The organism is Treponema sp. R80B11-R83G3 (assembly GCF_054786115.1).
The window spans coordinates 14690-29194 of sequence record NZ_BDHF01000014.1 but is presented as its reverse complement, the minus strand read 5'-3'; the positions used below and the strand labels follow the sequence as shown (position 1 = coordinate 29194).

Annotated in this window: 13 protein-coding genes; 6 read left to right on the top strand and 7 right to left on the bottom strand. The window is 40.7% G+C overall.

The window, feature by feature from the left end; all coding sequences use genetic code 11:
* A partial coding sequence (locus tag ACYVRH_RS03765) for a FecR family protein (protein ID WP_461255597.1) occupies nt 1-355 on the top strand: 355 nt, incomplete at its 5' end.
* 30 nt (nt 356-385) lie between these two features.
* The gene (locus ACYVRH_RS03760) at nt 386-3109 is read left to right on the top strand and encodes a CHASE2 domain-containing protein (protein ID WP_461255596.1); all 2724 of its coding nucleotides are present in this window, start codon (nt 386-388) and stop codon (nt 3107-3109) included.
* A 128-nt stretch (nt 3110-3237) separates the two neighbouring features.
* On the opposite strand, the gene ACYVRH_RS03755 is transcribed toward ACYVRH_RS03760, so the two are convergent.
* A complete protein-coding gene (locus ACYVRH_RS03755) occupies nt 3238-3618 on the bottom strand; it encodes a metal-dependent transcriptional regulator (RefSeq protein WP_461255595.1) in 381 nt (126 codons plus the stop codon).
* Between the two features lie 141 nt (nt 3619-3759).
* Between ACYVRH_RS03755 and ACYVRH_RS03750 the strand changes: the two genes are divergently transcribed.
* Entirely contained in the window at nt 3760-3990 is a 231-nt protein-coding gene (locus ACYVRH_RS03750; RefSeq protein ID WP_461255594.1) for a hypothetical protein, read from the top strand.
* Nucleotides 3991-4083: 93 nt separating this feature from the next.
* On the opposite strand, the gene ACYVRH_RS03745 is transcribed toward ACYVRH_RS03750, so the two are convergent.
* The 6 genes from ACYVRH_RS03745 to ACYVRH_RS03720 all read right to left on the bottom strand — a co-directional run bounded on the left by ACYVRH_RS03745 (nt 4084) and on the right by ACYVRH_RS03720 (nt 12221).
* A complete protein-coding gene (locus ACYVRH_RS03745) occupies nt 4084-7311 on the bottom strand; it encodes a type I restriction endonuclease subunit R (protein ID WP_461255593.1) in 3228 nt (1075 codons plus the stop codon).
* A 2-nt stretch (nt 7312-7313) separates the two neighbouring features.
* Complete coding sequence (locus ACYVRH_RS03740; protein ID WP_461255592.1) at nt 7314-7742, bottom strand: HEPN domain-containing protein; 429 nt, start codon at nt 7740-7742, stop codon at nt 7314-7316.
* On the bottom strand, nt 7735-8067 hold the full coding sequence (locus ACYVRH_RS03735; RefSeq protein WP_461255591.1) for a nucleotidyltransferase domain-containing protein: 333 nt from the start codon (nt 8065-8067) through the stop codon (nt 7735-7737). The genes ACYVRH_RS03740 and ACYVRH_RS03735 overlap by 8 nt, the downstream gene beginning before the upstream one ends.
* Nucleotides 8068-8214: 147 nt before the next feature.
* Nucleotides 8215-9336 (bottom strand): PDDEXK nuclease domain-containing protein, encoded by a 1122-nt coding sequence (locus tag ACYVRH_RS03730; protein ID WP_461255590.1) that lies wholly within the window; start codon nt 9334-9336, stop codon nt 8215-8217.
* 142 nt (nt 9337-9478) lie between these two features.
* Entirely contained in the window at nt 9479-10594 is a 1116-nt protein-coding gene (locus ACYVRH_RS03725; protein ID WP_461255589.1) for a restriction endonuclease subunit S, read from the bottom strand.
* 55 nt (nt 10595-10649) lie between these two features.
* Complete coding sequence (locus ACYVRH_RS03720) at nt 10650-12221, bottom strand: N-6 DNA methylase (RefSeq protein WP_461255588.1); 1572 nt, start codon at nt 12219-12221, stop codon at nt 10650-10652.
* A 116-nt stretch (nt 12222-12337) separates the two neighbouring features.
* On the opposite strand from ACYVRH_RS03720, the gene ACYVRH_RS03715 reads away from it, so the two are divergent.
* The 3 genes from ACYVRH_RS03715 (at nt 12338) to ACYVRH_RS03705 (ending at nt 14490) form a co-directional block, all read left to right on the top strand.
* On the top strand, nt 12338-12880 hold the full coding sequence (locus ACYVRH_RS03715) for a flavin reductase family protein (RefSeq protein WP_461255587.1): 543 nt from the start codon (nt 12338-12340) through the stop codon (nt 12878-12880).
* Nucleotides 12880-13431, top strand: coding sequence for a hypothetical protein (locus ACYVRH_RS03710; RefSeq protein ID WP_461255586.1), 552 nt, complete (start codon nt 12880-12882; stop codon nt 13429-13431). Before ACYVRH_RS03715 ends, ACYVRH_RS03710 begins: the two co-directional genes overlap by 1 nt.
* Nucleotides 13432-13644: 213 nt before the next feature.
* A complete protein-coding gene (locus ACYVRH_RS03705) occupies nt 13645-14490 on the top strand; it encodes a hypothetical protein (RefSeq protein WP_461255585.1) in 846 nt (281 codons plus the stop codon).
* The last annotated feature ends 15 nt before the right edge of the window (nt 14491-14505 follow it).

Sequence of the window (14505 nt, the reverse complement as noted above, 5' to 3'; positions counted from 1 at the left end):
TTTGCAGTCGGGAAAAGTGAGAGTTGAGGTAAAACCTCCCGCCGGCACAAAAACAAACCTTAACGTGCAAAGCCCCAGCGCCACCGCTTCCGTCAGAGGGACAACTTTCGAGATGGACGCCTATAACTTATACGGCATCGAAGGCAAAATTTTGTTCACCGGCGTTAGCGGAGCGGGAGTCCTTGTTACGGGCGGTAATTCAAGCTCCTCAAACGCAGACGGTACTGTTTCTGATCCGAAGGTGAACGCCGAAAATTCGGTTAAAGTTCTGCCGCCCATCGGTGTGGATATAGAAATGCCGTCAAGGGCTAAGGCAAGTAACAGCGAGATGAATATTATAGTAAATTATCCTTAACAAAGACAAAAATATATTGTAAACTAAGCTATGAAACATTGGAAAAATGCCCTTATAGGTTTGGCTGCTGCGGCAGTATTTTCATTACTATATTTAGTTGGCGCGTTAACTTCGATGGAAGACAGTCTTTACGATTTTTTTCTTCGCTTTCGGGCGAATCGCGAGCATATAGACAGCGTTGTCTTTCTTGATGTAAACGATCAAGCTATCGCGTATTATGGTTTTTTCCCATGGCCGCGCTCCATAACTGCGGACGGTCTTTTACGCTTAAAAGAATACGGCGCAAGGGCCGTCATTTTCGATATTGAGTACATTGATCGCGGTCCTCAGGGAGTAGACAGTCTCTATCTTGAACAGGGGCTTGCCAACGATTTTGAGCGCAGTTTTTCGGAAATCAATTCATCCGCGCAGGATATTTTTTCCGCGTTTGGATCGGGGCGTATGGCGCGTAACGAGCTTTCAAATTATGCCAAAGACCTTTCCAATATGATAGAAAGAGAAAAGACGGGACTTTATTCCAAAGCCCAGAGCGTCGCCCGTGATAATGATATTTATTTGGCGCAGGCGATTGCCCTGAATGGCAATAGCTGGTCTACGGTCAATTTGTGGGCTTATCCCCTGAATGGCGAACAGGCGGAACGCCGCCCAATGGCGGAAGAACTTTTTTCGTACCCTGTAAATGCAGCGCCTAACGCGTTTCGCGGGGAAGGGGCAGTCGATATTTTACCCGCCCTTCCGATTTTTGCCACAGCCGCGAAAGGAGCCGGTTATACCAATGTAGAAATTGATAATGACGGCGTAAGAAGGCGTATCTATCTGACGCAGAATATGCACGATCATTGGTACTTGCAGCTTGCCTTTGCCCCGCTGATCGATTATCTTGGCAGGCCGGAAATATTTCTGCAAAAACGCAAATTGACCGTCAAGCAGGTGAAACTTTTGGACGGAAAAATTGAAGATTTAGTTATCCCGCTGGATTCAAAAGGCAGAATGATGCTTGACTGGCCTAAAAAGGATTACAATGACAGTTATACCCACGTTTCATTTGCGGAATTCAGTTTGTTAGACGAAATAGAAGCGGAAATTGAAAAATACAGCCGCGCTCTTGCCGCCGAAGACATGAGTTTTTTCTCACAGCTTGACAAGACATTGATTCCCATTCCGGTTGTTCTTAGTAATATGACGCAGTTTCTTGACATGGCGCGTGAATCAAGAAATAACGCAATGGAAAACGCTTCCAATGATTCTTTTGGCGCTTTTCTTGAATATAGAAATAGAGCTTATGAAATGTTAGGTGAAGTATTAAAGGATGATCCCGTATCGAAGATAAAGGCAGTCAGCGATCAGTTAATCGAAATGAATCCGAATTTATCCGGTGAAATAGAAGATGAAGCCGATTATATCATTTCGTTATTTAACGTGCTTGAAGTAAATCTGGCCCGTTATCAGGAAATTACCGACTATAATATAAAAAATTTAAATGATAAATTTGTTATCATTGGACGTGTTGATACGGGAACTACCGACTATGGCGCGAATCCTTTTTATGGCAAATACATTAATGTAGGCACTCACGGCGTTGTGCTGGATACGATTCTTACAAAATCTTTTATTGTTTGTCTTGATAATATCTGGAAGATAATTTTTATGCTTATTTTTGTCCCGTTATTTTTCATAATTACTGAAAAGCTTGCGCCTGTTTACCGCGCCGCGTTGGGATTTGGCGCGGTATTGTTCATCTTTATTGCCGCTGTTTTGATATTCCGTTTTTCAGGATTTTTTCTGGGGCCGCTTGGAATAATAATGTCGATGATTATCGCTATTATTATCCGTGAAATTATTTCTTACGCCAATTCCGAGAAAGAAAAAAACTTTATCCGTACCGCATTTTCCACTTATGTTTCAGGCGACGTGGTAAAAGAAATTATTTCCGATCCTTCGCGTTTACAGTTGGGCGGCACAAAACGCCACATGACCGCTATTTTTACGGACGTTAAAGGATTTTCCACAATTTCCGAAAAACTTGATCCTGAAGATCTTGTAAGCCTGTTAAATAAATATTTAAGCGCGATGAGTGACGTGATTCTTGCCGAAAAAGGCACGATAGACAAGTACGAAGGCGACGCTATTATCGCGTTCTTCGGCGCTCCTCTCGATCTTACCGATCACGCTCTGCGGGCGTGCGTTTCTGCCATTACAATGAGAAAGCTGGAAGTTGAGTTAAACAAAACAATCATGGAGCAAAAATTGTCACCCTCGCCTCTTTTAACGCGCATAGGCGTTAATACCGGTTTCATGGTAGCGGGTAACATGGGTACCGCCAACAAGATGAACTATACAATTATGGGAAATGCGGTAAATCTTGCGGCGCGTCTTGAGGGAGTAAACAAACAATACGGAACATGGATACTTGCCTCGGAAGATACGGTGCGCGAAACCGGGGACGCGTTGCTTTACAGAAAACTTGACCGTGTGCGCGTTGTCGGCATCAATGAGCCTGTGCGCCTATGCGAACTTGTAGATATGGCGGATCAGGCCGGCGATAAGCAAAAGAAACTTGTACAAGTCTTTCATGAAGCGCTTGACTATTTTGAAAAACGCGATTGGACGCAAGCGGAAAAAGGTTTCCAAGAGGCGATGTCAATAGTACCCGATGACAGCCCTTCAAGCATTTATCTTGATAGGTGCAAGCAATTTATAAGCAGCCCGCCTAAAGACACATGGGACGGAGTGTACAATTTGACATCGAAATAACCCGACCACATAAAAGTGATTTAAACTATAAAAAACCAGTATAGGTTATTTTCTGATGATTGTTCTTTTTATTTTTTTCATTCTCCACTTTTATGTGGTCGGGCTTCTTTATCACCGTATTCATTTGCTCATTTTTTGAGGTTAGGCAAGTTTTCAATATGTTTTTTTATCGCTGTAAAACTTTTTTCGCTCATGGCGTGTTCCATTTTGCAGGCGTCGTTTACTGCCGTTTTTTTATCGACGCCCAAAAAAATAAGCCAGTCGGAAATCGCGACATGGCGTTCATACATTGTCTCAGCGATTTTGCGCCCCTTGGCAGTCAGTGTTATGTAACCTTCATCATCTATTGCAATATAACCTTGAGACTTCAGATTTTTCATTGCGACGCTTACGCTTGGCTTTGAGTATTCAAGTTCGTTCACAATATCTATAGAACGGACGGGGCTTCCCTTGAGGCCTAAAACATGAATTGTCTCCAAATACATTTCCGCCGATTCATGGATACCCAAATTTTTGTCTCCTATATTTATAATAATATAAAATTGCATATAGGGCAAGAAATAAATTCCGAAGATTTACTCCCGATTCACTATTCAAATAGGCAGGGTTATGGTAAAATTAAAGGCAGAAAAAACGCAAAGGAGATTTTTATGATAGAAACCATCAAAGGAAAACTGACATATAAAGATGGCTCAGTGTATGAGGGCGACTTAGTAAACGGCAAACCCCACGGCAAAGGAAAATTAACATATATTTACGGCAGCGTATACGAAGGCGATTGGGTTGACGGAGAACAAACAGGCTTGGGAAAAATGACCTACCCCGACGGCAAAGTTGATGAAGGAAGATTTATGAATAGCGAATTTGTGGGCGGCAGATAAATTGAAAAAACTCCCTCTTCAAAAGGCGTAATTGCAATACCCGCCGTTTACCTTGTAAAAAAAGCCGTACAAATTAGTTCACAAAAAAGTATTTCAATGGTTTTCCGCCGCCATTGCGTAACCGTAACCGTTTTGTGTGTTTGGATATTCATATTCTACAGCAACGGAATATTTTTTATAGTTTTCCGATTGCTCCAAAACCTGCTGAAAAACTTCATCGTCCCAATCAGGCGGATACCCGTTTTTATACAGAAGCTTGGTCAAGTCCATGTTAAGCTCGTTTTTTATGTCTTCTCGGGCGGCCCAATCTATGTATTTTGACTTGTCATCGACCAGTTTCTTAATTTCTCCGGCAAGAATGATACATTTATCCTCGGAGTACTCAAAACCGTGATCGTCACGGACTTTAACCAAAATATCGTAAAAAATCTTTTCTTCATAAGTAATGCCCAGTTTTTCAAAGGAGTTTTTGTCATCTTTAAGATCGTCAATAATTTTGATAAGTTCATCGGAAAGACCGTTGACAATATCCGCAACAACATCGCTTGTAAAAGTAAGCTTGTCCCTGTTGTTATACTGCTCTACTACCTTTTTCAGACGCTCGTCAAAAACAATGGCTTTTACTTTGTTGGTTTTACCGTAAGCGGTTATCGCCCTTTTAAGAAGCTGTACAAGAGCGTTAAACTTCGTGATGGGCATTTTTATTTCATCAAGCTGTTTTTTAAACTCCTCGCTAAAAATATCGTCGCCTTCCTTGTGGTTTACTATGTTTTCAATGCCGGAACAGCTCATAGCCCGCATGACCATTTCTTCCACATGGCGGTTCATAACTTCAGCGTCGGGGGTGTTTCCTTTGGTTTGCTTGTATATCACGGAACGGATAGCCAGATAAAATTGAGCCTGTTCGACTTCGCTGTCGGTAAGATGCCCGGACGGAAAGCAGATTTCATAAGCCGCTTTCAGTTTAAGAGTAAGGTTCATAAAACGAGTTTCAATGTCTTTTTTAATTTGCACAAATTCAGCGGCGTTATTCAGGCAGATAAGACGTTCAAGGGGCGTACCGTTAAAAAATTTGTCTTTGTTAAACTCATGCATTATATTCGAAACAAGCTGTAAATGGTTTCTAAAAACATTAAGGGACGTTTCCAGTTCCTCAAAGGGGCTTCCCTGGGGACCGGAGTATTTTTTTACCGCCTGCATCATGTCTTCTTTTATTCCGATGTAGTCAACAACCAGCCCTTTATCTTTGCCTTCAAATACCCTGTTCACGCGGGAAATGGTCTGTATAAGGGTATGCCGCTGTATCGGCTTGTCGATGTACATAACCGCAAGGGAAGGCACATCAAAACCTGTTATCCACATATCAACGACAATGGCGATTTTAAAGTTGGAATTATTTTTCTTGAATTGTTTGTCCAGTTTTTTACGGTACTCCCTGTCGCCAAGCAGTTCATAAAGCTTCTTTTCATCGTCTTTGTCTCTGGTCGCTACCAGTTTTATTTTTTCAAGAGGCATAAGTTTTTCAGCTTCTTCTTTTGACAAAGCCTCGTCGTTTTCGGATTTTTTCGGAATATTCCATTCCGGTTTTAAGTTGATAATCTCTTTATATAGCTGATACGCAAGCTGGCGGTCATCGCAGACTATCATGGCTTTCATAACGATTTGCGGTTTTTCACGGCATAACGCTTCGTAGTGGCTTACTATATCCGCCGCAAGTTTTTTTTGCCGTTCAGAATGACCGAGTATCTTTCTTAGTTCGCTCATCGCCCGCTTGCTTTTTTCAACCTGCTCGGTGTTTGCGCCGTCCACAAGGCACTGGTTGTAATACTGCTGGATTTCTTTCGCCTGATTTTCAGAAAGCAGAACACGGGCAAGACGGGGCTCGTAAGTTATTCTAACCGTGATGCCGTCATCACAGGATTCCTGCATGGTGTATTGGGCTACCACGTCGCCGAAAACATGAAGGGTTTCGTCTATCGGCGTTCCCGTAAACCCGGTATAAGTTGCGTTTGGGAATGAATCCCTAAGGTATTTTGCAAAACCGTAAGTTTTCTTAATGCCCTCCGAGGTAATTTTTAATTTTGAGCCGTCATTCGTCTGCGTCCTGTGGGCTTCATCGGAAATACAGACAATATTGTTCCTCTCAGAAAGCAGACCGGTCTTTTCGCAAAATTTCTGAATGGTGGTGATAAATATTCCGCCGCTTTCACGGTTGCCCAACTCGCCTTTTAAATCGCCTCTGTTCTCAATGCTTTTTACGTTCTCCTCATGAAGGAACCGTTTTGAGGCGACAAACAATTCGCTGGTTTGATCGTCCAAATCTTCACGGTCTTCTATTATTACGATGGTAGGGTTATTAAAAGTTTCACGTTTTCGTAAAGATAACAGGCGGCTCAAGTACAGCATGATATGGGTTTTACCGCAGCCAGTAGCGCCGAAATATGTTCCTCCCTTTCCGTCGCCGTGAGGTTTTAAATGGGACTCAATGTTTTGAAGCATCATTAAAGATGCGAAATATTGAGGATAGCGGCACACGTCGGCTCTCTCCATGCCGCTTGAGTCCCTATACGCGATAAAATCCCTTAAAATGGCAAGAAGCCTAACGGGGCTTAACGCTCCTTTTATCAGCGTGAAAGACGCTTCTATACCGTCCGCAGATGGCTCGCCATAATTTTCTTTACGCCATGAATAATAATATTCATAAGGTGTAAAGATAGTCCCCATCTTTGAATTCACCCCGTCGCATATAATTGAAATAAAACAGTACTTCATTAATTTGGGAATATCACGGTTGTAGCGGTTGTGTATCTGTTTCCAAGCGTCAAATATGGTTTTATTTTCTTCGATAGCCGTCTTGAATTCGCAGATAACAATCGGTATGCCGTTGACAAACAATAAAAGATCGGGACGCCTAAGGAGCCTGTCTTCTACCGAAAATTGGTTTACCGCCTTAAAGATATTATTTTGGGGAGTTTCAAAGTCAATCAGATTGATATGGATATTCCGTTTTGCCGGATCATCTCTGGCTATGTCAAAACCTTCGTTTATCAGGTAGAAGGTTTCCCTGTTCCCGTCGTACAAGGGATAAGGCGATACAAGTTTTATATTGTTGATTATTTTTGTAATTTCATTCGGTGTAAGTTTCTCATTGCCGTATGCTGATTGCAGATAAGCGTTAATATCATCTTCAAGAAGAACTTCATCAAAACGGCGATGCAAAGTCTCGCCTTGAACGTGGGTGTATCCTTCTTTTTGCAACAACTCGATCATTGCGTCTTCAAGTTCTTGTTCGTTGAATTTGCCGTTGGCAATGTTGGGCATTATTAAGGTTCCTTATTATTTGCCTCAGAAGCTTTTTGAACTACGTCATTAAATATTTTCACAACAAATTCTTGAATACTCTTTGCATTAGCTATGGCGGTTTTCATATCTTCATTTGAAATGTCAAGATCATTTGGGTAATGTGGGAATACAGCATATCTATTTAAAACATCAATATTTGATAATAATACTGAAAATTCCGTATTATGTTTTTGGCATATTTCTAAAAGGTATTCCAGATCATGGTTTTTTTCAGGTTCAATATCAAGCGAAAAGATAAAAGCTTTTAAATATTTTTCAGCCGATTGCTGACAAAGAAAACAGATTATTTCATCAGGTGTGGGATTGTGCATTGTAGACAGGTATTCCGCCGCTCTTAAATCATCTTTGCCCTTATCAAGCCATTGTTGTAATATTTCCGTTTTACCCATAAAGTTTGACGCCTTCCCTGACTATCTTTCTTTCCAGGGTCGCATACAATTTACGATCATGAAAACGATTCTGTTTTAGCCCTAATATATCTATAGGCATTTTTCTTACAGGATCAATTGCTATAGTGATAGCAGTAATTGCGTCTAATTCCCGCATTGGTAATTCATCCTTAAAAACAACGTATATATCTAAATCAGAATCTTTGTTTGGCGTTCCATAGGCATAAGAACCAAAAAGATATATTGATTCCACAGGCACTGTTTTGGCTATTATTTGGGCAATTTCATCTAAATTTTGCCGTATATCATCTAGGTTTTTCTGCATTATATTACTCCACTTTTTATTATACAATAAATGTGGTTTTTAGGCGAGGAGCTTTTCCGATTGTAAAAAAGTGCCGATAGTGTCTGCACTTTTGCCTTAAAACTGTTATTTATCTGCATTTTCTCTCCCTCACCGCACTTGTTTCTTTCAATCGTCTTTTTCATCGTCGATTGTCCCGATTTTATTTTCAACAAACTCCATTTCACGTTCAATTTCTTCTATCGTTGGTAAACTGGATTTTAAATCGTCTGGTACAGCGGCGGCTATTTCGTTCTGCCAGTCCGCAACGCCAATAGGGTTTGTGTACCCTGAAAGTGAATACTCCACAACCGTGCGATTCTTGCCTTTAACCAAAAGAAGTCCAATAGTAGGCTTATCATCAGGATGACGCAGAATATCATTGACAATGTTTTGGTACATATTTAACTGGCTAACATCGCCTGGTTCAAAATCACGGGTTTTTAGTTCAACAACGATATAACAGCGCAGTTTTAAGTGGTAGAACAGCAGATCAATGTAAAAATCGTCACCACCGACTTCCATATGTACCTGCCGCCCAACAAAGGCAAACCCCTGTCCGAGTTCAAGCAGGAATTTTTCCATATGATCGACCAACGCCCTCTCGACCTCCGCTTCTCGTCGTGCTTGCGCCGTACCTATGAAATCAAAAAGATACGGGTCTTTAAAAGTCTGTTCAGCCATATCGGAATCGCCCGGCGGTAACGCGCCCGAAAAATTGGTTACCGCCTTGCCTTCGCGTTCTATTAACCGCATATCGATCATGTGGCTAAGTACATTACTGCTCCAACCATATTCAAGAGCCTTTTGCGCATACCATTCCCTGCCGTGGTTCTCTTTGATTTTAGTGAGCAGAATAATAATGCTGCGCCATTGCAATTGTGCAACAGCCTGTTGCACAATTACAGGGTCTGTCCAGTTTTCGGCAAATTTTCGCATATATTTCAAATTTCGAGGCGAAAAGCCGCCCATATCTGGAAATTCTTCTTTCAGATCAGCCGATAAACGGTCAATGACCTTTGCCCCCCATCCTTCGATCTCTTGCCGCCGTAATATATCATTCCCAATGTTCCAATACAACTCAATCATCTGTGAGTTTGCCTGAAAAATAACACGCAGACGGGTTTCTTTAATCCGCATGATAATGGAATCACGAAGCTCAAAATAAGGTTTGTCCATTTCCGATTGTAACGGAGGTGCGGGAATAATTACTTTTTCGCTCGTCTTTCCGAGTCTCTTTCTATCACTCATTATTGTATATTATCTCCAGTAGCGGCAATATATGTCTATAAAGAAGGGTTTTAGGCGAGAGGCTTATCACAATAATGTATCCCTAATTTATTTAACCACGAACCACACAAACCATCACGAACTTGTACCTCGAAGTTTATCATCATATTCCCTTCCCCACCGCACCCTTTACCAAAACTGGGCATACTTCTTTCAACATATTACCCAATGCCGCTATATTTCGCTGTATCAAATTCCGTGCATTGTAAAAATTTACTACCGCTTCTTGTTGCGGAATTGAAGGTAAAGGAATTTCAATTTCAAAAAAATTGACTAATTCCAAACTGGCTCGTATACTGCTGTCACTGATAAACCACCCGTAACGGTCACTTTCACTTCGGCTAAACCATAGCATAATATACTCGGCAATCGCAGATTTATCTTTTACTTGCAATACTGAATAGGCAGGAGAAATAATTATTGGTTCATTCTCATGGAAAAGGGCTATTCGGATACATTCATCTCGACCTGTCTGCATTGCACTGTAGGCAAACTGATTCTTTTTAACCACTTTATACTTTGTTAAATCTGTCTCACTAAGATTGGCGACAGAGGGCATAAATTCCTTGTTTATGTTAATTCCTTGAACATTGCTGATTTTTCCGTCACGGTTACGGACATCAATTTCATCAAGCAATTTCCCTACCGGAACCCGTGGGGCAGTATGCTTAAATTCTTCAATGCTTGCAGAAATTGCCGTATTCAAATCCTCTAAACTGTTTTCATACGCCTGTTGATTGGCAAGCAAAGCATTATACACATCAACATATTTTTGCTGTATCGGCAATGGCGGCAAATCAATTTCAATATCGCACATATCATCCCATGAAAAAACTTCCCGTGCGCTTCCCCATGAATGAAACCGTGCGTACCTGTCAAATTCGGGACGATTGAAATATAAGAATATGTATTCCGGTAAAAGAATATCTGTTCTCTCAACAAAAAACACAATGTATGACGAAGATACCACAAAAGTTTCATCAGAATTATTATATGCTATTGATATTTTACCGCCGTTACGCGATGTTACAGAAACATAGGAAAAATAATCAGGTCGAACAACTAAATAAGGCAATAATGACACTCCAGTCATATCAGCCTTTGTTTCAATAAAGGATTTCTGAATGGAAACTCCTTTTACAAAATCAATCCCATATTGAGAATTGTAGTTTTTTTCTTCAGATAACTTTAACAAATTGCCCAGATAATACCTATTCATTCCCCATTCCCTATTCCTAATTTATCATTGCTCATTGCTAATTGTTCATTGCTCACTACCTAACCCCATACCCAATTCCCTCAAACGCTTTTTCCAGCATCTTCTGCGATTTTTTCTCCTCGTCCAAAAGCAGTTTCATTTCATTTTGTATACGCTTCATTTCCTTTTTATAGTCTATTTCCAAATCGTGATCGATAAACTCAATGTATTTGCTTGGAGCAAGAGAATAATTTTTCTTTCGCACCTCGGAAATTTTGGCAGATTTGCACAATTCGGGAATATTTTTATATTTTCCTTTCTGTTGGCTTTGCCAATCGGTGTATATCTTTTTTACCGCCGCTATCTGCTTTTCATCAAACATGACAAAACTCTTTTCGTAAATGTTGGCGTTCCATGTCCTAAGGTCAATAAAAAGAATTTCATTTTGACGATCCCGTAGACTACGGTCGTTTAACAAACGGGCTTTCTTGTTGTTATTCAAAATCCAGAGCGTTACGGAAATATCGGTGCTGTAAAACATTTCACGGGGCAGAACGATTATCGCTTCTATCTTGTCATTTTCGACAAGCTGTTTCCTTATGTTGTATTCGTCTCCATCGGCGTTAAGAGCACCATTGGCAAGCAGAAAACCGGCGATACCGGTGTTTACGTCCAATTTGGAGAGCATATGCAGAATCCACGCATAGTTGGCGTTACTCACAGGCGGAAGACCGTAGCCCGACCAGCGGTAATCGGCGGTAAGTTCATCGGGGGAACGCCAGTTTTTCAGATTGAACGGCGGATTTGCCATGATAAAATCGACTTTCAAATCCTTGTGCTGGTCTAGGGTAAAAGTGGAAGCGGCTTTATCGCCGAGCTTGCAGGCGATTCCCCGAATTGCGAGGTTCATGCGGGCAAGGCGGTAGGTGTCGGGATTGGATTCCTGCCCGTAAACGGAAATGTATTTTCGGTTTCCTTTGTGGTTGTCAACAAATCTGACAGATTGAACAAACATACCGCCTGAACCGCAACAGGGGTCGTAGATTTTTCCTTTATACGGTTCGATCAATTCCGCAATTAAATCGACGATGAATTTCGGCGTGTAGAATTCGCCTTTTTCCTGCGCTTCGTCAATGGCGAAATTTTGCAGAAAATATTCATACACCCTGCCTATTAAATCTTTTTCGTGAAAACGCTGTTCGGAGATTTTATTGATTTCGTCTATCAGGGCTTTTATGTCGTTCTTTGCGACACCCAAGTTAGAGAAAAACCGTTGAGGCAGAGCGCCCTTGAGGGAACTGTTTTTTTCCTCAATGTCCGCCAGAGCTTGATCGAGCAGGATGGCGATGTCGTCCCTGCTTGCGTTCATGATAATGTATGACCAGCGTGATGTTTCGTTCAGGTAAAAAACATTTTTCGCCTGATAAAACGACGCCTTTTCCAGAAAGATGCGGTTTTCGCCGTTTTCGTTTATGATTTCCTGCCGTCTCTGTTCAAATTTATCTCCGGCGAATTTAAGAAAAACCAGCGCCAAAACGGCGTCCCTGTTGGCGGATTTACTGCATTTGTTCCGTAAGACGACACGACAGTTCCACATGATGGTTTCGAGGGTAACTTCTTTTTCTTTTTTTGCCCTTGTTTTCGCCATTTTTTCCTATACGATAATATACCACACATATTGGTTTTATTAAACTATTATGTTATAAAACTGTAACATAAAGGGTTGCCGTACCGTTAATAGCGTGTTATTGTATTGGTAAGATGATGAAAAAACTCCCCCTCCAAAAAGCGTTTACCCTCCTTGAATCAGGCCCGGTAGTCATGGTGACAACGGCAGACGGCGACAGGCAAAATATACTGACGCTTTCATGGACTATGGTAATGGATTTTACCCCTCGTTTTGCATTTATGACGGGTTCGTGGAATTACTCTTACAATGCCCTGACAAAAACAAGGGAGTGCGTAATTGCCATACCTGCCGTTGACCTTGTAAAAAAAGCCGTGCAGATAGGCACTTGCACCGGCGCGGAAACAGACAAATTTAAAAAGTTTAAATTAACGCCGCTTAAGGCAGAAAACGTATCCGCGCCGCTTATCAAAGAGTGTTACGCGAATATCGAGTGTTGCGTAGTTGACCATATTAAAAAGCACGATATTTTTATCCTTGACGGCCTGGCGGCGTGGATAGATAACAAACGAGATGAAAAACGCTGTTTCCATGCCGTAGGAGACGGTCATTTTATTACGGACGGCGAAATTATTAACCACCGCCGTATTATGCTTTCCAAACTGCCAAAAGGGGTTTGATGAATAACGCCGACTTAAAAAAAATAATAAAACAGCTTCTAAAAAAATACCATCCTGATTTATCACAGAATACAAATATGGAAACCAGCAGTAACGAGATTACAAAGAAATTGACTAATATACTTAATGACCTGAAAATATATGCAAGAAACAAACAAGAATCCGTTATTGATGTTTCAAATAAAACTGAAAACGGAATTGTGCCGTTGGAGAATCAGGATTACCTGTATTACAAATTAGGCATAAAATACTTTAAAAATATTCATCCTAATTTTATTTATAAACGCAAGGCGGACAATACCTTTACGCTTAAATCTTATGATGAATTAATGTCTGCGTTAAATAAGATAATACTGTCCATTTACCTGTCTGAAAATTATTTTACAAAAGTCATTCTGGAATATCCCGATTCTATCTGGCGTAATGACGCTATCGCCAAAATAAAACTTTTGTTAAAACTCACAAAGAGTTATGAAAATATAAATCCTGATGAGAAAAAAGTTATTGACAGCACAGACTTTATTAATCAAATGGGCATAAAACCAATTTAATGCTTGTTTAGCAAAACGCAAGATAGTACAAAATTACCAAGGAAACTGCTAAAAACAAGAATTTTGAGAAATTAATTTTTTTATTATTTTTTCAAAAAACGCTTGACAAATAAGTTAGGATACACTAACTTTTAAACATAAGTAGTTAGTTATTACTAACTTTATTATTTATCTTGTGGTTAGTGGTTACTAACTCAAATATGGAGGTGTTTTATGAAGAGGTTTTTTATTGCTCTTCTCGTCATGGCTTTGTTGGCAAGTTTTGCCACAGCCGATGACGAAGGAGGCATCGGTCTTTCCGTAGGGCTGGAATTCGGCATTGGAAATGTAAACAAGGCTAACGATGAGGAAATGTCCCCTTATCTTATGCCTATGCTTATCTATGAAAAGTCTTTCCTTGATGACGCGCTGGATGTCTATGCCGAAGTTGACTATACTTTCGGCTTTACCAAAGAACCCAACGAAGACGGGGATGAGGTCAATCCGCAGTCAATGTATGTTGATCTTATGATTGGCTATAATTTAGGTCTTGGCGATACGTCCAATTTGTCATTTATTCTTGAGAATGAATTTGACGAGATAATCATTGCCCCAAAGATTGAGGAAGGCAACGCCCTAACAGGTATTTTTACACCGGCGATTAAATTCAATCAGAATTTTGACTCAGGCGACATTTATGCCCAAATCGGCGTACCAATCACCTATATGCAATACGATAAAGACGCCGATACCGCAATAGGGCTTGATTTCACCCTCGGTTGGAACAGTTCCTTTGGTTTGGGGCTTGAGGCAAAAGTGTGTACGCTGATTGTTCCAAGTGATGATGCCGGTTACACGGGCGTTGAAGCGATTATTTCATACCAAACAGAGCCGATATACATCGAAGTTGAAACAATTATCCCAAAGGAAATTGATAATGAGGGTGTAAAAGTTACTCCGGAATTTGATTATTCTTTCAAGAATTTCACTTTTTATGTTAAGTGTGTGTTTGACGGTATTGGGAGTGATGGCAGAAATGTCATCATATCGCCTGGCTTGGGAGTAAAATATAATTTTTAAAAACCGCTTGACAAT

Coding starts and splice junctions, on each gene's coding strand:
- ACYVRH_RS03760 (WP_461255596.1), top strand. CDS start 386: ATGAAACATTGGAAAAATGCCCTTATAGGTTTGGCTGCTGCGGCAGTA.
- ACYVRH_RS03750 (WP_461255594.1), top strand. CDS start 3,760: ATGATAGAAACCATCAAAGGAAAACTGACATATAAAGATGGCTCAGTG.
- ACYVRH_RS03745 (WP_461255593.1), bottom strand. CDS start 7,311: ATGCCCAACATTGCCAACGGCAAATTCAACGAACAAGAACTTGAAGAC.
- ACYVRH_RS03740 (WP_461255592.1), bottom strand. CDS start 7,742: ATGGGTAAAACGGAAATATTACAACAATGGCTTGATAAGGGCAAAGAT.
- ACYVRH_RS03735 (WP_461255591.1), bottom strand. CDS start 8,067: ATGCAGAAAAACCTAGATGATATACGGCAAAATTTAGATGAAATTGCC.
- ACYVRH_RS03730 (WP_461255590.1), bottom strand. CDS start 9,336: ATGAGTGATAGAAAGAGACTCGGAAAGACGAGCGAAAAAGTAATTATT.
- ACYVRH_RS03725 (WP_461255589.1), bottom strand. CDS start 10,594: ATGAATAGGTATTATCTGGGCAATTTGTTAAAGTTATCTGAAGAAAAA.
- ACYVRH_RS03720 (WP_461255588.1), bottom strand. CDS start 12,221: ATGGCGAAAACAAGGGCAAAAAAAGAAAAAGAAGTTACCCTCGAAACC.
- ACYVRH_RS03715 (WP_461255587.1), top strand. CDS start 12,338: ATGAAAAAACTCCCCCTCCAAAAAGCGTTTACCCTCCTTGAATCAGGC.
- ACYVRH_RS03710 (WP_461255586.1), top strand. CDS start 12,880: ATGAATAACGCCGACTTAAAAAAAATAATAAAACAGCTTCTAAAAAAA.
- ACYVRH_RS03705 (WP_461255585.1), top strand. CDS start 13,645: ATGAAGAGGTTTTTTATTGCTCTTCTCGTCATGGCTTTGTTGGCAAGT.